We start from the raw sequence: 24,018 nt of genomic DNA on the forward strand, positions 1-24,018 counted from the left end.
GAGACCGAGAACCAGTGACGCTGACGACGGCCCTTGCGGGCGTGATCTTCGGACTCGCCCTCGCCGCACCGCCCGGCCCCATGAACGCCATCATCGCCGAGGAGAGCGTCGTCCGCGGCTGGACGGCCGGTTTCCGGGCCGGACTGGGCGCGATGTCGGCCGACGTGCTCTTCTTCGTGCTCACGCTCGCCGGCGCGGTCGCCGTCATCGATCAGTTTCCAGCGGCCCGGCCGCTCCTCTATCTCGTCGGCGGCCTTCTCATGCTGTACTTCGCCATCGGCGCGGTCGAAGAGGCCAGCGCCGCGGCCACGTTCACCGCCGACGGCGACCACAGCGTCTCGACGGGGTTCCGAAAGACGTTCGCCCTCTCGCTGACCAACCCCTACCAGATCGGCTTCTGGCTCACCGTCGGCGTCGGCTTACTCGAGTCCGGCACGCTGGACGTACTCTCGCACGTTCCGGGCGCCGGCGCGGCGCTCGAGGGCGTGCTGACCGTCCAGACCGGTTCGCCCACGCTGCTCGTCGGCTTCTTCGCCGGAATCGCGATCTGGATCACCGTTTACCCCGCCGCGCTGGTCGCGGCGGGCCGGCGCGTCGACGCCTTCGCACCCGTCATCGCCGCGCTGAGCGCGGTCGTCCTGGTCGGGTTCGGACTCCTCTTTCTCGTAATCGGGGCGCTACGCATCGTGTGAGATGGGGCGAAGCTACCGCCTCCATAGAAACGGCCACTGATCGCGGTCAGGACCGATCGGACCGGTCGTTCGACGCTTCTCTATCACCGCTATCGTCCGAATCGCCGGCATCCCCGTCATCGCTCGAGTCCGAAGCTCCGTCCGAATCGACGGCACCGTCGGACCCCGTCCACGCAGTACCGGCGTCGTCGACGTTGTCGGCGGTTGTCTCCGCATCGTCCCACCCGGACCACGGTCTCGAGTCGGCACCGCTCGAGTCGGTATCCGATCCTGTCGAACCGTCTCGGTCCGACTCGTCGGCCCAGCCGTCCTGCTCATTCCAGGCGGCCGAACCGTCCCACGTGGGGTCGTCTCGAGCCGTGTCGCGTCGGTTGCTCGAGGCGGACTTTCCACTTCGACCGACGCCGTCGGCATCGGTCCCACGCTCCCAGTCGATCGTTTCGCGGGGATCACGGCCGGTTGATCGATCGACAACGGGTCCCGTTCCGTCATCGGACCGAACCGCCGCGCGCTGTGCCGGGATGAGGTCGAGCGCGTCGTCCGTATCGCCGAGGATCAACAGCGCGTGGTATCGCACGTAGCTCCGGACCGGCGCTTCGATCGCCGCGACGACGTACTGGTAGCCTAGATAGGCGAAGAGTAACAGGACGACCGCAACCCAGAGGAGGTTCGGATGGATCGCTTCGAACAGCAGCGCCACGAGGACGAACGCGATGATCCCGAAGAAGGTGAGGAAGAATCCGATCATCGCGAACAGCATCCAGAAGGCAAACCCGATCGACCAAGCGATCAGGAGGTAGCCGAGCATCCCGCTCCAGTTCGACGCCAGCGTCGGGACGAACCGTCGCCAGGCGGCGATCGGGCCACACGCCTGCTGTAACATGATCGGAACCGCGAACGCCGTCGTGAGCGTGTAGACCGCGTACCAGCCGATGAAGATACCGAGCGCGGAGAGGGCGAGAAGGGCGATCTGGCCGTCCGAAAGATCGGCAACCTCGCTGATGTCGCCGCCAACGATCACTGCCGCGACGGGGATCGCGAGCGCGACGACCAGTCCGAGCCACAGCAGGGCCCGGAACGCCAGCAGCCACAGGGCGCGACCGAGATTCGCCCGACCGTACCGCCGGAGGCGGATCGCCTCGGAGCGAAGCGACTCGACGAAGACGAACTCGAGGAGCGCGGCGAGATACCTGAACGCGCCGTAGACGACGAGGACGAGGAGGAGCACCGCTGCTGCGAGCCACCGGACCTCGGGATCGTCGACTCCCTCCGCGATCGCTTCCAGCGGGACGTTGACAAACTGTATCGAGATACTGATCCCGCCGAGAAAGAGGACGACGAGCGCGAGTTTGAGCCAGCCGACGTAGCTCAGCGCGCCGAGATATCGTTTCGTGACCGCGAAAGCGTCACGCAGCGTGCCGATCGCATACATGTTGATCGTAAAATCATTCTCGGATGTCAAATAGATGCTGATACGTTTCGCGCGAAACGATACCGGTTCTCTCGCGGGAACCAACCGTGAGGAGAAGGACCCGCCGGATCTCGCGAGGAGACGAGGAGACGGTACGCTCCCCTTCTGACCAGTTGCGACACGGTGCTGCCGACGCCGCCATCGAGCGGACGGCATTCCGTCGACGTGCGCGCCGGAACGGCTATCCCATCGCCGCGATTTCGTCCTCGAGCCACTCGCTGAACCACTTCACGCGCTTGAGTCGCTGGTGGGCGATGCTCTCGGCGGTGTCGCTCCGGACGCGCGAGGCGGCGTCGTAGCCCCGCTCCAGGACTCGCTCGACCATCTCGTCGGAGTCCATGTGCGTTCGGGCCTCGTAGCCCATCCGCAACAGCATGAGCGCGGTGCCGTTCGCGCCGACCTTGTCGAGTAAGTCGGCCTCGATGAGACACTGGGACTCGAGTGAGAGGTCGGTCAACTCGCCCTGATAGGAATGGTGTTCGATCGCGCGACAGACCTGTTCGATGAACGACTCGGGGTACTCCGCGCGGGACTCGAGGTACTCGCGGGCGACGCGAGCGCCGGCCTCGGCGTGGAGCTCCTGATCGGTCTCGAGTTTGGCGACGTCGTGGAAGAGTGCGGCGACGCGCGTGACGTCGACATCCGCGCCCTCCTCGTGAGCGATCTCTTCGGCGAGTTCGACCACGTTGAGGATGTGGTTGTGCCGGTACTCCGCGGAGTGCCACGGATACCAGCGCATGCGGCCGCCTTCCTCCTCTTTCTCGACGCTGGCCGCGAGATACTCGAAGACGAAGCCCTTCATCTTCTCGAACTCGGCGTCGGTCACTCTGGTCTCTTTTATTTCGACTCCCACGAGAGATCCCTCCGCAGTAAACGAACGATAGTCATTAACGGAATGTTAGGTCGTTTCGCTCTTTAGCCTTTGGTTCAGTTCAGATCCGTCTCGCCGTGAGACGGACACGAATTCAGAAGGGTGCCACCTGCCGATATCGTCGGTTCGGAACTGATCGCTCGCGGACGGATGCCGTACCGCTCGATGATGAGGCCAGTCACCCGACACGGCTGAGACGTTCTGTTCGAACGACGTCCCGCGCAACCGTTCCGCGGGCCATGTTCCGGCGAAATATGCACGAATTTCCGTTAAAGTCAAACAGGCGGCTGGGAAAGTGGAGGTATGAGCAGCGAACAGGAACAGGAGTCGATTCGATGTCTCGTCGCCAAGGTCGGTCTCGACGGTCACGATCGTGGAGCCCACGTCATCGCGCGGGCCTTCCGCGACGCCGGCTTCGAAGTCATCTACTCCGGACTGCACAAGGCACCCGAAGAGATCGTTCAGGCGACCGTCCAGGAGGACGTCGACGTCCTCGGGATCTCCATTCTCTCCGGGGCTCACGATACGCTCGTTCCGAAGATCATGGACGGCCTCGAGGAGTACGGCGCAAAAGAGGACACGCTCGTGCTGGCCGGCGGCGTCATTCCCGACGAGGATCGCGCGGAACTCGAGGCACAGGGCGTCTCGGCCATCTTCGGGCCCGGGACGTCGATCGAGGAGACGATCGAGTTCGTTCGCGAGAACGCTCCCAAGCGATGAGTTCCGACGAGGAACTACTCGAGGCCTTACTCGCGGGCGAACACCGCGCGCTGGCTCGAGTAATTTCGAAGATTGAAAACCGATCGCCGGGCTACCGAGACCTCGTCTCGGAACTCTACGCCCACACGGGCGAAGCCGACGTGATCGGGATCACGGGCAGTCCCGGCGCGGGGAAATCGACGCTGGTCGACAAACTCGCCGAAACCTACCGCGACCGCGGCGAGACCGTCGGCGTCATCGCGATCGATCCCTCCTCACCGTTCACGGGGGGAGCCGTCCTCGGCGACCGCATCCGAATGGCCTCGACCGTGGGCGATATGGACGTCTTCGTGCGTTCGATGAGCGCCCGCGGCACGCTCGGGGGCCTCTCCACGGCCACCGCCGACGCCGTCAAGGCGATGGACGCCTTCGGCAAGGACAAGATCATCATCGAGACCGTCGGCGCCGGCCAAAACGAGATCGACATCGTCCGCACGGCTGATACTGTCGCCGTCCTCGTCCCGCCGGGGTCGGGCGACGACATTCAGACCTTGAAAGCCGGCATCCTCGAGATCGCGGATGTCTTCGTCGTCAACAAGGCCGACAGACCCGGCTCGGATCGAACGGTCCAGGAACTGCGGGATATGATCCAACTCGGCGACGGCGGCGGCATGAGCGGCGGCGGTGGCCACCACAGCCAGGAGGTCATCGACGCCCACGACGATTGGGACGGAGAGACCGACGACAAGGGCGAGACGGCGGACTGGACGACGCCCATCGTCGAAACCGTCGCCACGAAGAGCGAGGGCGTCGACGACCTCATCGCCGAGTTCGCGAACCACCGTACCTATCTCGTCGACTCCGGCGAACACGCCGAGCAGGTCCGCGGCCGCTACGCCGAAGAGATCCGCACGCTCCTGCGCGAGGACGTCCACGCCCTGCTCGAGGAGCGACTCGCCGAGCGCGGCGGGATCGACGACCTCGCCGAGTCGGTTCGTGCGGGCGAGACCGACCCCTACTCGATCGCCGGCGAGTTGCTCGACCCCGTCGAGGACTGTCTCGACGAACTCGAGACGACCGGCAAAAACGAATAGCTGAGGCCGGCGGGCTGGGGCCGACGAGTTGGGGCCGACCAACCTGGAACGACCCGGGCGAATCGGCACAGATTGTGAACGCCGACCGCAGGCCTAAGGCCGTCGACGGCATACGCCTCAGTATGAAATTCCGCACAGTCCTCGGTGCAGCAGTCGGTACCGTCGGCGCGGCCGTGATCGGCAATCGACTCCTCGCGAAACGAGCCGGAGAACTCGAAAACCCGCTCGTCGGGGTCGAACGGACGTACCGCTGGCGCGGGATCGAGACGAAGTACACCGTCGCCGGCGATCCCAACGACCCGGATATGATCCTCTGTCACGGGATCCACGCGGGCGCGAGCAGCCGCGAGTTCGAACCGATCGTCGAGCGACTGGCGGAGGACTACCACGTGATCGCGGTCGATCTCCCCGGGTTCGGCCGATCGAACCGGCCGCCGCTGATCTACTCGTCGACTCTCTACGCCGAGTTCATCCGCGACTTCGCGGCAGACGTCGCCGACGAGCCGACCGTCGTCGCCTCCTCGCTGACCGGGTCGTTCGCCGCCGAAGCCGCCCGGGAGAGCGAGTTCGATCAGCTCGTCCTGATCGCCCCGACCGACGAGACGACCGACGAACGCCCCTGGGTTCGGACCCTCGTTCGGACACCGATCGTCGGCTCGACGCTGTTCAACCTGCTCGCCACCAAGCCCGCGATCCGCTACTTCTACGACCGGGACGGCTACTACGACAGCGACCGCATCGACGACGCGGAGATCGAGTACGCCTGGCGGAGCGCCCACCAGCCCGGCGCTCGCTACGCCCCCGCCTCCTTTAGCTCGGGGACCCTCGACCCCGAGTTCGATCTGGCGACGGAGCTGGCGGCGCTCGAGACCCCGACCACGCTCGTCTGGGGCCGCGACGCCGAACTCGTCCCGCTGCGGGAGGGCCGAGACCTCGCCGACGCGGCCGATCTCGAGCTCGTCGTCATCGACTACGCGACGCAGCTACCCCACGCCGAACACCCCGACAAGTTCGTCGAGTATCTCAGCGCCGAGTTGCCACACGCCGACGTCGATCTCGAGTAATATCGACTCGAGTCGAAAACGTAGCTCGTCTCCGTTCGACGACGTTCAGAGTGAGACGAAAAGTCAGACCGATAACGCCGCGTGTACGCTGTGTTTTTCCGCCGTTGCACCGTCGGCGTGCATCGAGGGAGAGAGCCTCAGCGTCTCGAACTGAGCTACACCGGACTGAAGCTGAGCACGCGCTCGCCCGTCGTCTCCGAGACCGTGATCTCGGGTTCGACCTCGAGTCCGTTCTCGATCACCTCGAGCTCGATCTCGACGATCTGTCCGGTGATTCGAACGGGCCCGAAATCGACGACGGCCGTCGCGTACGGTGCGTCCTCCTCGAACGCCGGCGTCGGGACGTGCGTCACGGTGAACGTGGCGACCTCGCCCGACTCGGGGAGTGCGACTTCCTCGAGGTCCGTCGAGCCGCAGTCGGGACAGACCCGCCGCGGCGGCAGCGAGCCGTGACCGTTCGCACACTCGAGGTAGTAGGCCTCGCCCGCTTCCGCGGCGTCGAGCCACTCGTCGAAACCGGCGTCTCTGGTTCGGGAGTCGTTCTCGCTCATCAGTTATCGACCTCCAGGACGTGAACCGTCGCACTCGCGACCGTGCCACCCGCGTTGTGGGCGACGGCGGTCGTTTTGTCCTCGACGAACTCGCTGTTCGGGTGGTCGCCGGAGAGCAGCGTCGCGACCTCCGCGATCTGTGAAGCGCCAGTCGCACCGACCGGATGGCCCTTAGCCTTCAGGCCGCCGGAGAGGTTGATCGGCGTCTCGCCGTCGGCGGTCGTCCGACCGTCGCGGGCCGCCGAGATGCTTTCCCCGACCGGGAAGAGATCCAACGATTCGATCGCCAGCACTTCCGCGATGGTAAAGCAGTCGTGGACCTCCGCGAAGTCCACGTCGGCGGCGTCGATATTCGCGTCGGCGTATGCCTGCTCGCCGGCCTCGCGGGCAGCGGGCGAGCGCGCGAGGTGTTCGCGGTCGTGGAGGGCCATACGATCGCCGCCCTGGCCGGTTCCCGTGATGGAGACCGGTGCGTCGAGGCCGTGCTCCTCCGCGTACTCCTCGCTCGTGAGGACGACCGCGGCGGCACCGTCGGAGAGCGGGCAGGAGTCGTAGAGGCCGAGCGGCGAGGAGACCTGCGGGGCCTCGAGCACGTCGCTCACTTCGATGGCGCTCTGGTACTGGGCCTTGTCATTGTTCAGCGCGTTCTCGTGGTTTTTGACGGCGATGTGGGCAAGGTCTTCGTGTTCGCCGCCGTACTCGGTGAAGTAGGCCTGGGCCATCAGCGCGTACGCGCTCGGGAAGGTCATTCCGGCCCGAACCTCCCAGAGGTCGTCGGCAGCGATGGCGAGCGCTTCTGTCGCGCCCGCGGTGCCGAGGTTAGTCATCCGTTCTGCGCCGCCGACGAGGAGGACGTCGTCCTCGCCGTTTCGGATTCGCATGACCGCGTCTCGAACGGCCGTTCCGCTCGAGGCACACGCTGATTCGTAGCGGGTTGCGGGGGCCTGCACGCCCGCGGCTTCGGCCATCAGCGGACCGTGGTGGCCCTGGTGTTCGGACAGTTCGCCCATGAAATTACCGTAGAGGAGGGCGTCGACGTCGTCGCGGGGAACACCGCTGTCTTCGAAGGCGGTAATGCTCGCTTCCGCGAAGAGGTCCCGGCTCGTTCGCTCGGGCGCGTTCCCGAACGGGGTCAGACCGACACCTGCGACACGTACGTTACTCATGTACACGCGTCTAGCGGGTCGCTCCGTTAATACTCCGCGGTTGCTCTCGCCGCGAAACCTTCCAGTTACTAGTCGTACAGTATCGATCGCGCGGGAGCGTCGTCGGTTCTCCGTAGTCCGTACGTTTATCACGGATTCCCCGTCAGATTGTGTATGGAAACCGTTCCGTTCGATGCCGACCTTCTGACGAAGCTGACAGAGACGAGTGGCGTCCCCGGCTACGAGGACCGAATTCGGGACCTCGTGATCGACGAGTTCGAGGACAGCGTCGACCGGATCCGCACCGACGCGATGGGGAACGTCGTCGGGACCCTCGAGGGCCACTCGGAGTACTCCGTGGCCGTCGCTGCCCACATGGACGAGATCGGCTTTATGGTACGCCACCTCAAGGGCGACGACGACGGCTTCGGCTTCGTCGAACTCGACGCGCTCGGGGGCTGGGACGCCCGGATCCTCAAGGCCCAGCGCGCGACGATCCACACCGACGACGGCGACCTCCCGGGCGTCATCGGCTCCCCGCCGCCACACACCCTGAGCGAGGAAGAACGCGAGAAGACGCCCAAAGTCGAGGACGTCGTCGTCGACGTCGGACTTCCCCACGAGGATCTCGCGGAGCGCGTCTCGGTCGGCGACCTCGTGACGATGGACCAGACCACCGAACGCGTCGGCGAGACGATCACCGGTAAGGCGCTGGACGACCGCGTCTGCCTGTTCGCGATGCTCGAGGCGGCCCGCCGACTCGAATCGCCCGACGTGACGATTCACTTCTGTGCGACGGTCCAGGAGGAGGTCGGCCTGCGCGGCGCACGCGCGCTCGGCGTCGACGTCGATCCGGACCTCGCGATCGCGCTGGACGTCACCGTGGCCAACGACGTTCCCGGCTTCGACGCCGGCAAACGCGTCACCGAACTCGGCGACGGTACGGCGATCAAACTCAAGGACGGGAGCGTCATCACGAGTCCGAAGGTCCACAAACGACTGCAGGCGGTCGCCGAGGAGCAGGGAATCGAGTTCCAGCACGAAATTCTCCCCGCCGGCGGCACCGACACGGCCGGCTTCCAGTTCTCGAGCGGAGCGAAGCCCGTCGGCGCGATCTCGATCCCGACGCGGTACCTCCACACGCCGACCGAGACGGCCCACGTCGAGGACATCTCGGCGACGATCGATCTCCTCGCGGCGTTCCTCGAGAGCGAAAACGGGGAGCACGACTACGCGCTCTGAGCGGCACGACAGTACCGCTCCCTCATCCTGCAGCGCGTTTCGCCGCCCGTCAGGGCATCTCGTGAACCGTCAACTCCACGTCTCTGCGTCGGCCCTCGATATCCGCGACGAGCCGTTCGACGACGGACTCGGCTTCGCTCAGCAGTTTCGGCTCGACCTTCCTGACGACCCAGTCCAACGAGACGAATCGGGGCAGCGAGAGCGCGCTCTCGTCCGCCGAGTAGGGATCGTACTGCGCCTCGAAGTAGATCCGACTCGCCGTCTCGACGCCCTCGGGTGCCGACTCGGGTTCCGATTCGACGCGCCACTCGCCGCGGGCGTCGAGATCGTTGACCAGTCGCCACTCGAGCGAATCCGGCACGGAGATCGCGGTCACCTTCGAGCGCGCCGTGTAGCTGAGCTTCCACCAGCCCAACTCGAGGTCGTAGACGGAGCCGACATCGCCGTCTCCGTGCACGCGGACCGATTTCAGGTGGTCGGTGTACCGCGGGTAGTTGGTGAACGCTCGCACGTACGGAAAGACCTCCTCTGGCGAGCGGTAGGCGACGATACTGAGGAGAATTCTGTCCACATCCGCGTTACAACGCGTCCGAAAGTAAGGATTGCCATCGTGACAGTCGACTCGGGACGGATCGCATCGTCCGACGTCGGCCGTAAGTACGAACCTTTGATATTTACGGCGGCTTACGACGACCCATGCGAGACATCTGTATTATCGGCGGCGGTGTCTCCGGCCTCGCCGCGTCGATCTTCACCGCACGCGCGGGCCTGGACACCCTCGTCATCGACGGCGGGGAGTCCATCCTCGCGCGCAACGCCAGCCTCGAGAACTACCCCGGTTTTCCCGACGGACTCGACGCCCGCCGGTACCTGCAACTGACTCGCGAGCAGGCTCGAAACGCGGGCGCGACGTTCGAACTCGGATACGTCACGAGCGTCGAACCCCGCGACGAGTCGGATCTCGAGGCCGGGTTCGTCCTCGAGACCGAGGGCGGCGACCCGCTCTCCGCCCGCCGGGTGATCGCGGCCTCCTGGTCGGACAGCGAGTACCTCGTTCCACTCGACGTGGGACGGATCCAGCGCGGGAGCAAACACTACGTAAGCGTCGACGAAGCCGGGCGGACGGCCGTCGACGGCGTCTACGCCGCGGGTCGGATCGCCAACGAACCGCACCAGTCGATCGTCGCGGCTGGCCACGGGGCAAAGGTCGGTCTGGCCGCGATCCACGACTCGGATGCGAACTTCTACCACGACTGGGTCGTTCCCGAGGGCTACTTCACCGGCCGGGGCCGCGAGGTGCCCCCAGGCTGTGAGGAGATCGACGGCGAGGAACGTCGCGCCCGCGACGAGCGCGCGCGAAAAACGATTCGCGAGGCGTTCGCCGATCCGCTCGACGAGCAGCCGACGATGCACCCGAGCGTCGATCTCGACGAGGACTGACAGTCGTTCGGTCGGAAGCGAGGAAGCGACGATAGCGGGTCGCACTTTCATTACCGGTCGTCCGGCTCACCCGATCGATTGCCCACCTCACCGTTCGCCGAGCCTCGCTACGCTTAACATACCCCGAGAGAGACTAGCAGACGAATGCTCGAGGGAGTCAACGTCGCGCTCGGGGTGACGGGATCGATCGCGGCCGTCAAGACGGTCGAACTGGCCCACGAGTTGCGACGCCAGGGTGCCGAGGTGCGAGGCGTGATGACCGGCAGTTCCCAGGGGATCATCCACCCGTGGGCGGTCGAGTTCGCCACCGAGAACGACGTGGTGACGGAGATCACGGGACGCGTCGAGCACGTCGAACTCTGTGGCTACGACGGCTGGGCCGATGTCCTCCTGATCGCGCCCGCGACGGCGAACACGGTCGGGAAAATCGCCGGCGCTGTCGACGACACGCCCGTCACGACGTGTGCGACGACCGCACTCGGGGCCGAAACACCCGTCGTGATCGCCCCCGCGATGCACGAACCGATGTACGACCACCCCGGCGTCCTCGAGGCCATCGACACCGTCGTCGACTGGGGCGTCGACTTCGTCGACCCGCGTATCGAGGAGGGGAAGGCCAAGGTCGCCAGCGAGGCGGCCATCGTCACTGACGTCGCGCGTGCGGCGGGCGAGGGCTCGCTCGAGGGCAAACACATCGTCGTCACCAGCGGTGCGACTGGCGAGTCGGTCGATCCCGTCCGCGTACTCACGAATCGCTCCTCAGGGAAAATGGGGCGAGCCGTCGCGAGAGCCTGCTACGCGCGCGGTGCCGACGTCACCCTCGTCCATGGCTTCGTCGGTCCGCAGCCATTCGCTCAAGACGCGGATCTACCAGAGATCGACGACGGCGGCAACGTCCCCTACGCCAGCGTCGAACACGTCGAGAGCGCGCGCGAGATGCTCGAGGCGACGCTGGAGGTCTGCGCCGACGCGGATACGCTGGTCTCCGCCGCCGCGATCGGTGACTACACCGTCGAGACGAGCGCCGAAAAGATTCGATCCGGCCAGGAGCTCTCGCTCTCGCTCGAACCGACGCCGAAACTCATCGACGCGGTCCGCGACGAGCGGCCGGAGCTACCGATCGTCGGCTTCAAAACGGAGACTTCGGGCGACGAGACGGCGATGATCGAGCAGGCGCGACGGACGCTCGAGCGCGCAGAACTGGCGTTCGTCGTCGCCAACGACGCGAGCGTGATGGGGTCGGATCGAACGATGGCGCTGTTGGTCCACGACGAGGACGCCGCTCGCTACGAGGGGACGAAGGCGGGGCTGGCCGGCGAGATCGCCGATTCGATCGCGACGATAACCGGCCCGTAGACGTATGTAATAGTAGACATATTGAACGTTCTTTCCTTCGATTGCCGTCCGTCAGGAGAGTTATATAGGTGGGGTTCCTGCCACGAATTAACAGGGATGCGACCGGTTTCAGTGGCGGACTCGGCTTCGGTATCGGACTGTCTTCCCGGCCCCGATAGCTTTGATTCGATCCCAACCGGTGCAACGAGGTGATCCGTGATGGCTCAACAACAACAACAACAAACTGACAATATCGACGACAGCGGTCCGTTGTCGAAAGGCGAAATTTTCGAAGTGTTACGCAACCAGCGACGGCGCTACGTCCTCCAGTATTTGAAACAGGATACCCGGCCCGTCGAACTCGGCGACCTCGCCCAGCAGGTCGCCGCCTGGGAGTACGAAAGGACCCTCGACGAGGTCACCCCCGAACAGCGAAAGCGCGTCTACACGACGCTCCAGCAGACCCATCTCCCGAAGATGGATCAGTCGGGGATTCTCCTGTTCGATTCCGACGACGGCGTGATCGAGGCCACAGATCGAACGCGCGACATCAGCATCTACCTCGAGATCGTCCCCGGCCACGAGTTCGCGTGGCGCGAGCTCTACCTCTCGCTCGGGGCGATCAGCTCCGCGCTGGTCGCCGCGCTGTGGCTCGAGATCTACCCGCTGACGACGCTTTCGGATCTGACCTGGACCGGAATCGTCGCCGTGACGTTCACCCTGACCGCCGTGGTGCACATCTACTACGAGCGCAACATGCGCCTCGGCCACGGCGAACAACCGCCGGAACTCAGCTACGGGAGCGACGACTGACTGCCACATCGCCGATCGACGCGAAACGGCCCATCGAATTTCGGCGTTCGACATCTTACCGGCTCTCCAGCGGTGACCCAGTCGAATTCGAGCGATGCGGCCGAACGTGACAGAGAGTCACCCACGCCTCGAGTGGATCGTCAACTTTTACTCCGAGACCACCAGACCCACGACATGGATCAGTTGAAGCGGTCGCTTCTCGACGCGCCGATCATCGAGAAAAACGGTTACCACTACTTCGTTCACCCGATCAGTGACGGCGTTCCGAAGCTCGACCCGGGACTCCTCCGCGAGATCGTTATTCGCATCATCAGAAAAGCCGAACTCGAGAACGTCGACCGGATCGTCACCCCGGCGGCGATGGGCATCCACATCTCGACGGCCGTCTCGCTGATGACCGACATTCCGCTGACCGTGATCCGGAAGCGACAGTACGGCCTCGACGACGAGGTCGCTATCTCCCAAAAGACTGGCTACTCGGAGAACGAGATGTATATCAACGACGTTCGCGAGGGCGAGCGCGTACTGGTGCTCGACGACGTGCTCTCGACGGGCGGCACGCTCGCGGCGGTCCTCGAGGCGCTCGACGGGATCGGCGCCGAAGTGATCGACACGGTCGCCGTCATCAAGAAGGTCGGCGGCGAGAACAAGGCCGACGACGCTGGCTACGACATCAAGACGCTGATCAACGTCGACGTCGTCGACGGCGAGGTCGTCATCGTCGACGAAAACGGCGACTGACGGCTCGAGTCGATACTCCGTCGACGGGCCGGTATATCGGTGTCGAACGGCAGTCGGAGCAGTGGTGCCAACAGTTCTCGTTCGGAACCCGCCTTCCGCGCCCGATCAGCGATCCGCTCTCAGTTCGCTCGAATCAGCGAAGTTCGCCGGTTTCGCCACCCCGGACGAACGCTTCACACAGATAACGTTGGCCGTCCGACAATATATTAATTCGGAACGCGATGTTGTATTAAAGAAGCGGGCCTGTTCGACTACTACAATTTACAAATCCTTGTTTGTTTCTTCCAACAATAGTGGGCCTTGTCCGACAAATGTGTCCACAGATGCGCTCTTTTCATACTATGGCGCCCTTAAACTGTGCACTACTGCACACGGTATTACTTGCCTCAGAGTAAAACCATACATATTTATGCCTCCGAACTACACCAAATATCCATGGTCAGGAATACCAAACAATCACGACCGGATATGAAGCGACGACGGCTTCTTCAAGGCGCAGGTGCAGCGGGTATTACCGCAATCGCGGGTTGCCTCGGTGGCAGCGACGATGAAGCAACGTTCGACGTGACGATGGAAGTAAACGCGGACAACGACGACCGCGTCCAGATGGTCGAGTTGATCGCGGAGTCGATGGAGCAGACCGGCTACTTCAACGTCGATGTCGAGACCTTCGAGTGGGGTGACTACGTCCAACGAGTACTCGACACCGGATACGGCGACAATGGGTACCTCCCCTGTATCGGTCTGGGCGGGACCTTCAGCCCGCACAGTTTCTGCGAGGCGCTTCACCACAGCGACAACCACGGCCAGTGTTGTAATCTGGTCGGCGTCAACATTTCCGAACTCGACGAAGCTCTCGACGCCGCACGCTTCGGTGCCGACGTCGCGGAAGACGACGAACTCCGCCGCGAGCGCTACGACGAGGTCTGGAACATGCTCGCAGACGTTCGAGCGAGTTCGATCACCCACTTCGACCTCGAGGCGGGTGTGGTCAACACCGACGTCCACGGCTACCGCCACTGGCCGTTCCAGCAGACGCTGATTGGGAACTTCATGTACCTGCCGACGGAAGAGCAGGTCACGTGGATCGATCGCAGCGACGCGACGCCCGACGAAACCGACCTTTCGGACCTGCAGGAGGGAGACACCATCAGAATCGGTGTCGCGGAGAACCCCGTTTCGTTCGATCCGCCCTACAGCACCGATACGACGTCGACGATCGCCCAGGACCTGATCTTCGAGACGCTGACTCGAAACGACGCCGAAGGGGTGCTCTATCCGTGGCTCGCCGAAAGCTACGAACTGGTCGAGACCAACGACATCCAACGGGTTGATTACGCCGACTACATGGAGACCGTCAGCGTCGAGGAGGGTGTCCCCGACCACGACGGCCAGATCTATATCACCCACCCCGAGGACAACCCCGCCGAGGACGACGAGGTTCGGATCCTCACTCGAGACGGCGCCGCCGCCGCGATCGAAGACGGGGTCTTCGGTATGCAGTACCGCTACACGCTCCGCGAGGGCGTCGAGTTCCACGACGGGACGGAGATGACGGCCGAAGACGTCGTCGCCTCCGGCTTCCGTCAGGAGAACTCCGACATCAGCGCACAGACGTTCAACTCCACGCTGTACTACGACGAAGTCGACGAGTACACGGTCGACATCTACGCGCAGATCCCCGACGCCGAAGCGGAGCGCAACCTGCCGCCGGGCGCGGTCATGCCGAAGGAGTACGCCGAGATGGAAGCGAGTGCGGTCGACCCGCGACAGGGCGTCGACCAGCCGATCGGTACCGGTCCGTACGAGCTCGCCGATTTCGAAGAACAGCAGTATATCGAGTACTCGAAATTCGACAGCTACTGGGTCGAGCAGATGGGCGTCGACTCGATCGACTGGTTCGACGGACCATCGGAATTCCCGGACGGCCCGGTCATCGACACCGTCGAAATGAGCATCGTTCCGGAAAACTCCAGCCGGTCCGCTGCGCTCCAGAGCGACGAAATCGATATGACCTACGGGTTGACGACGGACACGCTCGACGAGTACGACGAGTCCGACGACTACATCGTCGACTCGGTCGAAGCGGGCGGCTACGAGTACATCCAGTACCCGCTCAACGTCGAACCGTGGGACGACGAGCGACTTCGAAAGGCCGTCAACCACCTCGTTCCCCGTCAGAGCATCGTCGACAACGTCCTCAACGGCTGGGCGCGCCCGGCGTGGACGGACATTCCGTCGCTCGCACAGGGGACGGGGACGGCGGACTACGACGCTCTCGAATCGGAGATCAAACCGAAAAACGAGTACGACCCCGAACGCGCAGAGGAACTGATCGAAGAAGTGATCGAAGACCACGACCTCTAAGCCGACTGGTCACCACCTAAATCCGTTATAATGCTTTACTGAGTATGAGTTTACGACGTTTTATACTGAAACGGCTACTATCGATCGTACCGATCCTGTTCGGCGTCTCGGTGATCACGTTCGCCCTCGTGCATCTCACGCCCGGCGATCCTATCGATCAGATGACCGCACTGAACCCTCACGTCGGGCCGGCCGAAGAGGCGCGGTTACGCGCCAGATACGGACTGGACGGTCCCGTCTGGGAGCAGTATCTCACCTGGATCGGCAACGTCGTGACCGGTGACTTCGGTCAGGTCATCACGACTGATCGAGCCGTCATCGATGTCATCTGGGCCCGCCTTCCGGAGACGATCGCCCTCGGCCTTTTCGGCTGGGTGTTCGGTCTCGCAATCGCGATCCCGACCGGTATCTACGCGGCCATCAACAAGGACGAACTCGGCGACACCGTCAGCCGATTCATCGCTCTGTCGGGGATCTCCATTCCGAACTTCTGGCTCGGACTGATGCTGATCCTCATCGGCTGTCTCTGGCTCGGCCTCTGGCCGGTACTACCACCAGCCAGACAGCCGCTGTACCACCCAGAGATGCTGTGGTATCTCGTCCTCCCCGGAATCACGATCGGGACCGCATCTGCGGCGAGTATCATGCGCGTCATGCGCACGTCGATGGCCGAAGAGATGAACAAAGAGTACGTTACGGCCGCTCGAGCGAAAGGCCTACCCGAACGGACGGTCGTCCTCAAGCACGTGTTCCGTAACTCGCTCATCTCCGTCGTCACCCTCGCTGCGACCCTGACGGCGGGTATCGTCGCCGGTTCGGTCGTCGTCGAGGTCGTCTTCAACTGGCCGGGGCTGGGCAGGGAGTTCATCAACGCGATCGTCTCTCGAGAGATCAACCTCATCATGGCAATCACGCTGTTTACAGGTGTCTTCCTCATCCTGGCGAACCTGCTCGCGGACATCCTGTACGCGGTACTCGATCCGAGGATCAGATATGACTAATAAGCGAACGACATCGACGAAACGAGGCCGAATACAGATCTCCGGCTTCAATCCGAAGCGCGTGACGGAGCGAGAGGGGCTGTCCGACTGGACGGAAGAGAGCGGTCAAGAAACGCAGAGTCGATGGAAGCGAGCGCTGGACAAGTTCATGCGGAATCGTTCCGCACTGATCGGCCTCGCAGTCGTCGTCGTCCTCTCGATGTTAGCGGTTTTCGCGCGCCCGATCACGGTTTCCGGACTGACCGTTCAGCCGTTCGGACTCGCCCCGTACGAACCGGGAACGATTCTGTACATGATAGATCCGTCCGTAAGCACCTGGGACTCGCCGTCGGCGTCCCATCCGATGGGCGTCGACGGAAACGGCCGTGATATCTTCTCACGGGTGTTGTACGGCGGCCGATACAGTATCTCGATCGGCTTCGTCGTCGTCTTGCTAACCGCCAGCTTCGGACTCGTCTACGGAGCGATTTCGGGCTACTACGGCGGTTGGGTCGACGAGATCATGATGCGCATCGTCGACACGATCTTCGCGTTTCCGGCCCTGATCCTCGCCCTGATCATCGTCGCAGTCCTCGGAGGCGGCTACTGGCAGCTCGTGCTGGCGTTCTCGCTCTTCGGGTGGGCGACCTACGGACGGCTCATCCGTGGAGAAGTACTGAAGGTCAAAGAAAACGAGTACGTGCTGGCCGCAAAAGCACTCGGCGCGCGGGACCGGTCGGTCATCTTTCGACACATCGTCCCGAACGCGATGCCACCGTTGATCGTCGTGGCGTCGCTCAACGTCGGGACTGTCGTCATCGGTGTCGCAGCACTCGGCTTCCTCGGACTCGGCATGCCGTCCAGTTCGGCCGAGTGGGGAACCATGCTGGACAGTACCCGCGAAACGCTCATTCAGGGACCCGGCGGACGGATTCCCTGGTGGGCGACGGTGTTCCCGGGCGGTGCGATCTTCCTGTTCGTGATGGCGATGAACATGATCGGTGACGGCATCAACGATGCACTCGACGCACAGGAAACTGGTGCAGGAAAGCAAGGAGGTGGCGGATAATGACACTACTCGAAGTAAACGATCTCACGGTCAAGTTCTACACGCAAGAGGGCGTCGTCAACGCGGTCGACAACCTCTCGTATCGCATCGAACGGGGCGAAAAATTCGGCGTCGTCGGTGAAAGTGGGGCTGGGAAAAGCGTCACCGCGCTCTCGCTAATGCGCCTCATCGACAGCCCCGGTCAGATCGAAAGCGGGGAGATCCTGTTCAAAGGCGAAAATTTGCTCGAGTTAAGCGACGAGGAGATGCGGGATATCCGCGGCAACGAGATCGGCATGGTCTTCCAAGACGCACAGACCGCGCTCAACCCCGTTTACACCGTCGGTGAGCAGATTGCAGAAGCGGTCAGACATCACTTGGACTACGACGACGCCGAAGCACGCGAACGGACGATCCAGTTGCTGGACAAAGTCGGGATCCCGGAGGCCGAATCTCGGTACTCCGACTATCCACACGAGTTCTCCGGCGGGATGCAACAGCGTGCCGTAATCGCGATGGCGCTGTCGTGCGATCCGGACTTACTCCTCTGTGACGAACCCACGACCGCGCTCGACGTAACGATCGAAGCCCAGATTCTGGGCGAACTCGAGACGCTCGCGGACGAGTTCGATACGGCAATTCAGCTTATCACGCACGATCTGGGCGTCGTCGCACAGGTCTGCGATCGGGTAATGGTAATGTACGCCGGCAAACCCGTCGAAAAGGCACCCGTCGAAGACCTCTACTACGATCCCAAACATCCCTACACCGTCGGGCTCATGAGTTCGATCCCTCGAGTCGGCGACGACCGAGATCGACTGCAGACGATTCCCGGGACGATGCCGGACCTCGTCGAACTCCCGCCAGGCTGTAGCTTCCATCCACGCTGCCCGTTCGCGGAGGAGGCCTGTCTCCAGAAGGAGCCGCCGATGCTCGACCCCGAGAGCGGGCATGAAGCCACCGAAGCAACGAATCACGCGGCCGCATGTCTCGAGTACACCGGCGACTTATACGGCGGACTCGACTACGAAGTGACGGTCGACGACTCGCCGGTAGAAGAGCAAACCCAGTACGCAGAACGTGATCCGAATGTCTGAAAACGAGATGCCGCTGTTGCGGGCCGAGAACCTCACGAAATACTACGACTCAAACAGCGGGTTCATCGAGAACCTCCTCGGCCAGAATCAGCAGGTGAAAGCGGTCGACGGCATCGACCTCGAACTCTACGAGGGTGAAACACTCGGCATCGTCGGCGAGAGTGGCTGCGGGAAGACGACGCTCGGCCGAACCCTGCTCCAGTTGATCGAACCCACCGACGGCTCGGTCTACTACCAGCAGCGAACCGATCCGGAGAACGATACCGAACGTCGAGAGGAAGTCGACTTGACGAACGCGTCTGGCGGACAGCTCAGAGACCTTCGAACGGACCTCCAGTACATTTTCCAGGACCCCTTCTCGAGTCTGAACCCGCGACTGACCGTCGGCGATATCATCGGCGAACCGCTCGACATCCACGGGATCGCATCGGGCTCCGAACGAACCGATCGAATCTACGAACTGCTCGAGACCGTCGGTCTGAACCCGAGTCACACCCATCGCTATCCACACGAGTTCTCCGGCGGACAGCGCCAGCGGATCGGTATCGCACGCGCGCTCGCAGTCGACCCCGAGGTCATCGTCTGCGACGAGCCCGTCAGTGCACTCGACGTCAGCGTTCAGGCACAGATCTTGAACCTCCTCGAGGACTTACAAGAGGAGTTCGGCCTGTCCTACATCTTCATCGCCCACGATCTGAGCGTCGTCGAACACATCTCCGACCGTATCGCCGTGATGTATCTCGGCGAGTTCGCGGAGGTCGGCACGACCGAAGAGGTGTTTTCGCCACCGCACCATCCGTACACGGAGGCGTTGCTCTCTGCAATTCCGGAACCGGACCCCCTCTGGGAGGGCGAGCAGATATTCCTTCCCGGCACCGTTCCCTCGCCGCTCAATCCACCCTCGGGCTGTCGGTTCCACACGCGCTGTCCGCGAATTATCCAACCGGACGAGTACGACATTCCGCAAGGCGTCTGGCGGTCGATCGTCGACTTCAAACTGCGCGTACGAGAGACGGACTCGATCACGTCGCTTCTCTCGGTCAACGACGTGGACACCGACGACGGCCAAGTCGACCTGAGCGACCGCTCCCGAGACGTCATCGACGAGCAACTCCGAGCGGAGTTCGGGATTCCGTCGACGGTTCCCGATCCCGATATCGAACGGACGCTGTCGCAGGTCGTCGACGAACTCCGAGCCGAGAACCTCTCCGGTGCGCGCGAACTGCTCGAGAAATCGTTCACTTCGCCCTGTGAGACGCATCATCCGGGTCAGGCGCGGACGGGCGAGTCACACCGAATCTCGTGTCTGCTGTACGACGAGCGGTACGAGGACGGACAGTTCCGGACCACGACTACCGGGACTGACGATGCCGTCGCTGACGACTGATCGGCTCGACCGACACCCGTTCGCTACCCGAACGTTTTAGTCGTCGTATCCCCAGCCAACACCAATGCGTCGGATCTACGAATCCAGGGCGCTTCGCCGTGATGACGAGCCGTTTACCCCGACCGAGACCGATTCTTCAGAGCGACCACAGGCGATGCGATCGGTGAACTCGTCCGGACTGAGTCGACTTCTGGTCCCGAAGCGAATCGGTTACCGGGCGATTTCGGTCGCGATCTCGTCACCGCGGACCGAGTACCCGGTCGGGACGATGGTCCCCTTTCGAGTCACGATGAAGAACGCGATGCCGTTTCCGATCACGATCTCGACGAACTCACCGCTCCTGTGGTCGTGGTCCGTCGATAGCGTCCCGGAGGCGTCGCACGTCCCGCTTCGCGATCCGCCGGACGAAGCTGGCTCGCTCTCCTTCGACCGCGGTGAACGAAAGCAGTTCACGAAACAGTGGCACCAGCACTTCCGGGTCGCCGACGACGAGTGGGAGCCGGCAGAGGCCGGTGCGCACACGATCGGCGTCGAACTCAACGTCGACGATCCGGCCGGAAAGGAACTCGCCGACGAAACGACGGTCCGTATCGTTCCGGACGCGGAAGCGTGAGGACGGAGTTCGGTCGTTCACGACGCGATTAGTTCCAGGAGCGAGGGTCGGCCTCGATCGTCGAATCGTAGCGGTGACAGCACACCGAGTGGCCCGTTTCGCGTTCCGAGGCTATCGGCGTCCGTCGCTCACAGACGGTCGGAACCACCTCGCTGAGACGGTCACGAGCGGCCTGCAGATCGCCCGTGATCAGCGACGAAACTGCCTCGCCCTTAGGGCTGGATACCGCCGTTCTCACCGCCGAGTTCTCTCGGGTCGAACTCGAGCAACGGCGCCTCGCAGTCGGCGCACCCGAGCGCGAGCACCTCGTACGATCGACAGCACGATTCGACCGTTTCGTCGGTCAGCGCGATCGTGCCGCCGCAGTCCGGACACGTGTCGTGAAACGAGCGCAGCGCCTCGAGCACTGCGAGCCGTTGTCCGCGAGGAACGGCCGTCCACTCGTCGGTTTGCTCGCACAACGCGTAGTGAGTTGCGACGTCAGTGGCGAGCGCCGCGGTCCCGGGCCACTTGTGAATCCGGCGACCGATCTTGATCGCAGGATAGCCTCGCTCTTTGATCGTCACGGCACGTCGATCGACGTCGAACAGTTCGGCGAGCGTCGCCCGATCCGTCAGGTCGTGATCGCGGTCCAGTTCGCGCCCGACACGTGCGTCGAACTCGTCGGTCAGACAGAGGTCGGATTCCCGCTCACACGGCTCGACCGCGTTCACCCCGAGTAGAAACTCCGACGGATCGACGGCGTTCTCGCGCTGGTACTCGAGTTCTTCGAGGGTCTCCCACTCCGTGGCGCTCCCGTCGGCCGCTGACTCCCCGTCATCCGGTGTACTTCCGGACTCGGACTCGGGGACCGCCTCGATTTCGATCCCGGTTCGTGGCCCCTCGAGTGACTGCTTGTCGAACGCCGCGAGGACCGAATCCGGTAGATATCGCTTCGTGAGCGTCGGCGTTCCCGGAACGAGATACCCTTTGAGGTAGATCACGAGCAGGGATCCCCCGAACGCGAGGGCAGCGACTCGCCGCGACCGAAGTGCGACGAGCACGCTCGCTACGAGAGCGATTCCCACGTTGACGGCGGTACACGGGATACACCGATTCTCACCCGTATACTCGGTGTCTCGAAACCTGTCGACGGCCGACGTTGGCTCTTCTGACATACCCCTCGATTGAACTCCAGCGATAAAAACTGACGGGCTCGAGTGACTCCCTCGCCGGACGTAGTTCGATCGGTATCGCGTCCGGGCCGATCCACTCGCGACGAGCGACCGGCGTGGACGCTCTGGGGATGATGTTCGTCGCGAGCCGAAGAAGACGAGTGTGCGGCCTCGAGCGGTAGATTTGCACCACGCCGACTTCGGTCGCTTCGCTCGCTCGTCGTCTACTTCGAATCAACTCAGCGTATTTTCGACGCTCGCGTCACTCATCACTCCGTTCTTCGTTATTGTTCGCGTCGAAACGTAGCGGGAGGTAGATTTGAACTACGCCGTCATCCTCGCTCCGCTCGGATGCCGTCTGGTTCAGATTACCACTAACCTATTTTCACGAATTCGGAACTCACACCTCGCGATACTCGGTGTCCGTCATTGAATTCGTGAAAAGTAGCGGGAGGTAGATTTGAACCACGTCGAGACGTGCTCGCTTACGCTGCGCGCGTCTCGTCTGGTTCAAACTACCGCCGTGCTATACTTGCTGCTCGCAAATTTGCTCGCAGCAAAAGTATAGCGGGAGGTAGATTTGAACTACCGGTCTGCGGGTTATGAGCCCGCCGGAATCTCCTGGCTATCCCATCCCGCTATCACATCATAACCGAGTGCACTAGTTAAGGGTTGTGATTCGGGTGCCGTATGCGGGTTTCTACCGTCAATCCCGGTGGACCTTCCACGTGTAGAGGCTCTCACAGGTGTAGTTGACGAAGAACCCAACTCCGGTTCCGATCAAGTTCGCCACCAGATACCAGACGCCGAACCAGGTGGTCAAAATGGCGAGCACCGACAGCGTCACCAAAAAGCCAGCGAACCGAACCGCGTTCGAGCGAGCGAACCGTTTGCCGAGCGCTCGAGGCGTCATCGCGCCGTACTCCGAGAAGGTCCAGCGTTCGTTGACCGCGAAGATGACCGCGATCGACAGCTCCCAAGAGATCACCTTCGCTCCCACGGGTCCGAGGCCGGTCAGTTCGACGAGCAAGACGAGGACGAGGTTGTCGACGGCCGCGCCGACGAGTCCGACGCCGGCGAACTGGCTAAACCGTGCGGTCGAGCACAGGGCACGAAAGCGCGTTCGGACGGCCTCTGACAGCGATCCACTCATCGTACGCACCGTCGGTCGATCGCTCGTCGTCTCCAGCGAGCGTGCATGCGAGCGTATGTTTATGGTGGCCCCGGCTTCGGTATCCATGTTATGGTTCAGCTACAGAGGCACTGAGCTGAGATCGTACGATCACGCGGGCACGCGCGAAGAAAAAGTTGTCATAAGCAGTAAATTGTCATACGCAGTAGATATCGAGTGAAACGCAGCGAGACGGATGCCGCAGCGCACGCGGGCGAGTTTGATCGGGGACCTCTCCCATCGGGTTGGGACTCGAGACGATTCGAAAGCCGGCCCGTCGAACAGCTTGCTCCTCGAATCAGACCGCGAGGTCGGCTTTCGGACGGACGACGTCGACGTCCTCGGCGTCGACGCGGTCTACGTCGAGGAAGTGGGGCGTGTAGTTTCGTTTTTCGTAGTCCTCGTACTCGTCTTCGGCGCCGACCGTACACCACAGCTGGACCTGCTCCGGGCCGTGCCACTCGCCGTTCCGGTTGATCCCGAAACAGACCAGCTCCGTCCCGTCGTAGTCGATAATGGCCCCCTTCCGGATCCCGGGATCACCGTGGATAATGACCTGTCTCATAGGTCAGCCTACTCGTGACGGTGGATTAAGCCCTTCGGAGTATCCGTCGCCGTGACCGGTCGGCGCGTGATACGCGTGCGTACACAGCAGGTTGCGAGTGACACGCCGGACGGAGCTCCGACTGCGACCGACCGACGGCGACGAACCAAACGGGTTTTAAACGGCGCTGTCTTAGCCCACGCCAAGTGAGATAACCATGCAGATGCCACGCCGATTCAATACGTACTGCCCGCACTGCAACGAACACTACGAACACGAAGTCGAGAAGGCCCGTTCCGGTCGTTCCTCGGGGATGAAGTGGGACGCTCGCCGCACCCGGCGAAACTCCTCATCGATCGGTAACTCCGGTCGCTTCTCGAAGGTGCCCGCCGGCGAGAAGCCGACGAAGAAGACCGACCTCAAGTACCGCTGCAGCGAGTGCGGCAAGGCCCACCTCCGTCAGGGATGGCGCGCCGGCCGACTCGAGTTCCAGGAGTGA

25 protein-coding genes and 1 tRNA gene are annotated in these 24,018 nt (G+C 63.0%); 16 read left to right on the forward strand and 10 right to left on the reverse strand.

Features of this window, described 5'->3' with window-relative positions; genetic code table 11:
* Positions 1-14 precede the first annotated feature (14 nt).
* Positions 15-692, forward strand: a complete 678-nt coding sequence (locus tag ACSFC5_RS14490) for a LysE family translocator (protein ID WP_440765951.1) — start codon at positions 15-17, stop codon at positions 690-692.
* 46 nt (positions 693-738) lie between these two features.
* On the opposite strand, the gene ACSFC5_RS14495 is transcribed toward ACSFC5_RS14490, so the two are convergent.
* Both ACSFC5_RS14495 and ACSFC5_RS14500 read right to left on the reverse strand, forming a co-directional pair.
* Positions 739-2,124 (reverse strand): DUF7544 domain-containing protein, encoded by a 1,386-nt coding sequence (locus ACSFC5_RS14495; protein ID WP_440765952.1) that lies wholly within the window; start codon positions 2,122-2,124, stop codon positions 739-741.
* A 220-nt stretch (positions 2,125-2,344) separates the two neighbouring features.
* Positions 2,345-3,016 carry an HD domain-containing protein gene (locus tag ACSFC5_RS14500; RefSeq protein WP_440765953.1) on the reverse strand — a complete coding sequence of 224 codons (672 nt, stop codon included), beginning with the start codon at positions 3,014-3,016 and terminating at the stop codon, positions 2,345-2,347.
* A gap of 321 nt (positions 3,017-3,337) precedes the next feature.
* Here ACSFC5_RS14500 and ACSFC5_RS14505 point away from each other — a divergent pair, with 321 nt between their 5' ends.
* The 3 genes from ACSFC5_RS14505 (at position 3,338) to ACSFC5_RS14515 (ending at position 5,891) form a co-directional block, all read left to right on the forward strand.
* Positions 3,338-3,754 (forward strand): cobalamin B12-binding domain-containing protein, encoded by a 417-nt coding sequence (locus ACSFC5_RS14505; protein ID WP_440765954.1) that lies wholly within the window; start codon positions 3,338-3,340, stop codon positions 3,752-3,754.
* Complete coding sequence (gene meaB / locus ACSFC5_RS14510) at positions 3,751-4,827, forward strand: methylmalonyl Co-A mutase-associated GTPase MeaB (RefSeq protein WP_440765955.1); 1,077 nt, start codon at positions 3,751-3,753, stop codon at positions 4,825-4,827. The genes ACSFC5_RS14505 and meaB overlap by 4 nt, the downstream gene beginning before the upstream one ends.
* 122 nt (positions 4,828-4,949) lie before the next feature.
* Positions 4,950-5,891 (forward strand): alpha/beta fold hydrolase, encoded by a 942-nt coding sequence (locus ACSFC5_RS14515; RefSeq protein ID WP_440765956.1) that lies wholly within the window; start codon positions 4,950-4,952, stop codon positions 5,889-5,891.
* Positions 5,892-6,046: 155 nt separating this feature from the next.
* Here ACSFC5_RS14515 and ACSFC5_RS14520 read toward each other — a convergent pair whose 3' ends face one another.
* Together ACSFC5_RS14520 and ACSFC5_RS14525 are read right to left on the reverse strand one after the other, a co-directional pair.
* Positions 6,047-6,442, reverse strand: a complete 396-nt coding sequence (locus tag ACSFC5_RS14520; RefSeq protein WP_440765957.1) for a Zn-ribbon domain-containing OB-fold protein — start codon at positions 6,440-6,442, stop codon at positions 6,047-6,049.
* Positions 6,442-7,608 (reverse strand): thiolase domain-containing protein, encoded by a 1,167-nt coding sequence (locus ACSFC5_RS14525; RefSeq protein ID WP_440765958.1) that lies wholly within the window; start codon positions 7,606-7,608, stop codon positions 6,442-6,444. Before ACSFC5_RS14525 ends, ACSFC5_RS14520 begins: the two co-directional genes overlap by 1 nt.
* A 153-nt stretch (positions 7,609-7,761) precedes the next feature.
* Here ACSFC5_RS14525 and ACSFC5_RS14530 point away from each other — a divergent pair, with 153 nt between their 5' ends.
* Positions 7,762-8,829, forward strand: a complete 1,068-nt coding sequence (locus ACSFC5_RS14530; RefSeq protein ID WP_440765959.1) for a M42 family metallopeptidase — start codon at positions 7,762-7,764, stop codon at positions 8,827-8,829.
* 49 nt (positions 8,830-8,878) lie between these two features.
* Here the strand turns inward: ACSFC5_RS14530 and ACSFC5_RS14535 are convergent, their stop codons facing one another.
* A complete protein-coding gene (locus ACSFC5_RS14535) occupies positions 8,879-9,400 on the reverse strand; it encodes an SRPBCC family protein (protein WP_440765960.1) in 522 nt (173 codons plus the stop codon).
* Between the two features lie 125 nt (positions 9,401-9,525).
* Between ACSFC5_RS14535 and ACSFC5_RS14540 the strand changes: the two genes are divergently transcribed.
* The 10 genes from ACSFC5_RS14540 (at position 9,526) to ACSFC5_RS14585 (ending at position 20,650) form a co-directional block, all read left to right on the forward strand.
* Entirely contained in the window at positions 9,526-10,269 is a 744-nt protein-coding gene (locus ACSFC5_RS14540) for an NAD(P)/FAD-dependent oxidoreductase (RefSeq protein WP_440765961.1), read from the forward strand.
* Between the two features lie 144 nt (positions 10,270-10,413).
* Positions 10,414-11,625, forward strand: coding sequence for a bifunctional phosphopantothenoylcysteine decarboxylase/phosphopantothenate--cysteine ligase CoaBC (gene coaBC, locus ACSFC5_RS14545; protein ID WP_440765962.1), 1,212 nt, complete (start codon positions 10,414-10,416; stop codon positions 11,623-11,625).
* A 198-nt stretch (positions 11,626-11,823) separates the two neighbouring features.
* Positions 11,824-12,417: a DUF7344 domain-containing protein gene (locus ACSFC5_RS14550; protein ID WP_440765963.1), complete on the forward strand. Its 594-nt coding sequence runs from the start codon at positions 11,824-11,826 to the stop codon at positions 12,415-12,417.
* A 174-nt stretch (positions 12,418-12,591) separates the two neighbouring features.
* Positions 12,592-13,158, forward strand: coding sequence for a hypoxanthine/guanine phosphoribosyltransferase (hpt, locus tag ACSFC5_RS14555; protein WP_440765964.1), 567 nt, complete (start codon positions 12,592-12,594; stop codon positions 13,156-13,158).
* Positions 13,159-13,593: 435 nt separating this feature from the next.
* The gene (locus ACSFC5_RS14560) at positions 13,594-15,525 is read left to right on the forward strand and encodes an ABC transporter substrate-binding protein (protein WP_440765965.1); all 1,932 of its coding nucleotides are present in this window, start codon (positions 13,594-13,596) and stop codon (positions 15,523-15,525) included.
* 44 nt (positions 15,526-15,569) lie between these two features.
* Positions 15,570-16,526 (forward strand): ABC transporter permease, encoded by a 957-nt coding sequence (locus ACSFC5_RS14565; protein WP_440765966.1) that lies wholly within the window; start codon positions 15,570-15,572, stop codon positions 16,524-16,526.
* Positions 16,519-17,574 (forward strand): ABC transporter permease, encoded by a 1,056-nt coding sequence (locus ACSFC5_RS14570; protein ID WP_440765967.1) that lies wholly within the window; start codon positions 16,519-16,521, stop codon positions 17,572-17,574. Before ACSFC5_RS14565 ends, ACSFC5_RS14570 begins: the two co-directional genes overlap by 8 nt.
* A complete protein-coding gene (locus ACSFC5_RS14575) occupies positions 17,574-18,650 on the forward strand; it encodes an ABC transporter ATP-binding protein (protein ID WP_440765968.1) in 1,077 nt (358 codons plus the stop codon). Before ACSFC5_RS14570 ends, ACSFC5_RS14575 begins: the two co-directional genes overlap by 1 nt.
* On the forward strand, positions 18,643-20,037 hold the full coding sequence (locus tag ACSFC5_RS14580) for an ABC transporter ATP-binding protein (protein WP_440765969.1): 1,395 nt from the start codon (positions 18,643-18,645) through the stop codon (positions 20,035-20,037). Before ACSFC5_RS14575 ends, ACSFC5_RS14580 begins: the two co-directional genes overlap by 8 nt.
* Before the next feature lie 64 nt (positions 20,038-20,101).
* Entirely contained in the window at positions 20,102-20,650 is a 549-nt protein-coding gene (locus ACSFC5_RS14585) for a DUF7974 family protein (RefSeq protein WP_440765970.1), read from the forward strand.
* Between the two features lie 28 nt (positions 20,651-20,678).
* Here ACSFC5_RS14585 and ACSFC5_RS23365 read toward each other — a convergent pair whose 3' ends face one another.
* The 5 genes from ACSFC5_RS23365 to ACSFC5_RS14605 form a co-directional block, all read right to left on the reverse strand.
* Positions 20,679-20,888, reverse strand: a complete 210-nt coding sequence (locus tag ACSFC5_RS23365) for a hypothetical protein (RefSeq protein WP_502262823.1) — start codon at positions 20,886-20,888, stop codon at positions 20,679-20,681.
* A complete protein-coding gene (locus tag ACSFC5_RS14590) occupies positions 20,863-21,807 on the reverse strand; it encodes a DUF8054 domain-containing protein (RefSeq protein ID WP_440765971.1) in 945 nt (314 codons plus the stop codon). The genes ACSFC5_RS23365 and ACSFC5_RS14590 overlap by 26 nt, the downstream gene beginning before the upstream one ends.
* 562 nt (positions 21,808-22,369) lie before the next feature.
* Positions 22,370-22,444, reverse strand: a tRNA-Met gene (locus ACSFC5_RS14595).
* 66 nt (positions 22,445-22,510) lie between these two features.
* Positions 22,511-22,957 carry a GtrA family protein gene (locus tag ACSFC5_RS14600; RefSeq protein WP_440765972.1) on the reverse strand — a complete coding sequence of 149 codons (447 nt, stop codon included), beginning with the start codon at positions 22,955-22,957 and terminating at the stop codon, positions 22,511-22,513.
* Positions 22,958-23,273: 316 nt separating this feature from the next.
* Entirely contained in the window at positions 23,274-23,540 is a 267-nt protein-coding gene (locus ACSFC5_RS14605; protein WP_440765973.1) for an HAH_0734 family protein, read from the reverse strand.
* Between the two features lie 196 nt (positions 23,541-23,736).
* Between ACSFC5_RS14605 and ACSFC5_RS14610 the strand changes: the two genes are divergently transcribed.
* Positions 23,737-24,018 (forward strand): 50S ribosomal protein L44e, encoded by a 282-nt coding sequence (locus tag ACSFC5_RS14610; protein ID WP_440765974.1) that lies wholly within the window; start codon positions 23,737-23,739, stop codon positions 24,016-24,018.

The sequence above is a fragment of the Natronorubrum marinum genome (assembly GCF_052040125.1).
Classification (GTDB): domain Archaea; phylum Halobacteriota; class Halobacteria; order Halobacteriales; family Natrialbaceae; genus Natronorubrum.

Bases quoted from the DNA above. Each gene is read 5' to 3' on its own strand.
- ACSFC5_RS14515 (WP_440765956.1), top strand. From the start codon at position 4,950: ATGAAATTCCGCACAGTCCTCGGTGCAGCAGTCGGTACCGTCGGCGCG.
- ACSFC5_RS14590 (WP_440765971.1), bottom strand. From the start codon at position 21,807: ATGTCAGAAGAGCCAACGTCGGCCGTCGACAGGTTTCGAGACACCGAG.
- ACSFC5_RS14505 (WP_440765954.1), top strand. From the start codon at position 3,338: ATGAGCAGCGAACAGGAACAGGAGTCGATTCGATGTCTCGTCGCCAAG.
- ACSFC5_RS14495 (WP_440765952.1), bottom strand. From the start codon at position 2,124: ATGTATGCGATCGGCACGCTGCGTGACGCTTTCGCGGTCACGAAACGA.
- ACSFC5_RS14580 (WP_440765969.1), top strand. From the start codon at position 18,643: ATGTCTGAAAACGAGATGCCGCTGTTGCGGGCCGAGAACCTCACGAAA.
- ACSFC5_RS14575 (WP_440765968.1), top strand. From the start codon at position 17,574: ATGACACTACTCGAAGTAAACGATCTCACGGTCAAGTTCTACACGCAA.
- ACSFC5_RS14585 (WP_440765970.1), top strand. From the start codon at position 20,102: ATGCGTCGGATCTACGAATCCAGGGCGCTTCGCCGTGATGACGAGCCG.
- coaBC (WP_440765962.1), top strand. From the start codon at position 10,414: ATGCTCGAGGGAGTCAACGTCGCGCTCGGGGTGACGGGATCGATCGCG.
- meaB (WP_440765955.1), top strand. From the start codon at position 3,751: ATGAGTTCCGACGAGGAACTACTCGAGGCCTTACTCGCGGGCGAACAC.
- ACSFC5_RS14610 (WP_440765974.1), top strand. From the start codon at position 23,737: ATGCAGATGCCACGCCGATTCAATACGTACTGCCCGCACTGCAACGAA.
- ACSFC5_RS14600 (WP_440765972.1), bottom strand. From the start codon at position 22,957: ATGAGTGGATCGCTGTCAGAGGCCGTCCGAACGCGCTTTCGTGCCCTG.
- ACSFC5_RS14605 (WP_440765973.1), bottom strand. From the start codon at position 23,540: ATGAGACAGGTCATTATCCACGGTGATCCCGGGATCCGGAAGGGGGCC.
- ACSFC5_RS14530 (WP_440765959.1), top strand. From the start codon at position 7,762: ATGGAAACCGTTCCGTTCGATGCCGACCTTCTGACGAAGCTGACAGAG.
- ACSFC5_RS14570 (WP_440765967.1), top strand. From the start codon at position 16,519: ATGACTAATAAGCGAACGACATCGACGAAACGAGGCCGAATACAGATC.
- hpt (WP_440765964.1), top strand. From the start codon at position 12,592: ATGGATCAGTTGAAGCGGTCGCTTCTCGACGCGCCGATCATCGAGAAA.
- ACSFC5_RS14550 (WP_440765963.1), top strand. From the start codon at position 11,824: ATGGCTCAACAACAACAACAACAAACTGACAATATCGACGACAGCGGT.
- ACSFC5_RS14520 (WP_440765957.1), bottom strand. From the start codon at position 6,442: ATGAGCGAGAACGACTCCCGAACCAGAGACGCCGGTTTCGACGAGTGG.
- ACSFC5_RS14560 (WP_440765965.1), top strand. From the start codon at position 13,594: ATGGTCAGGAATACCAAACAATCACGACCGGATATGAAGCGACGACGG.
- ACSFC5_RS14565 (WP_440765966.1), top strand. From the start codon at position 15,570: ATGAGTTTACGACGTTTTATACTGAAACGGCTACTATCGATCGTACCG.
- ACSFC5_RS14525 (WP_440765958.1), bottom strand. From the start codon at position 7,608: ATGAGTAACGTACGTGTCGCAGGTGTCGGTCTGACCCCGTTCGGGAAC.
- ACSFC5_RS14540 (WP_440765961.1), top strand. From the start codon at position 9,526: ATGCGAGACATCTGTATTATCGGCGGCGGTGTCTCCGGCCTCGCCGCG.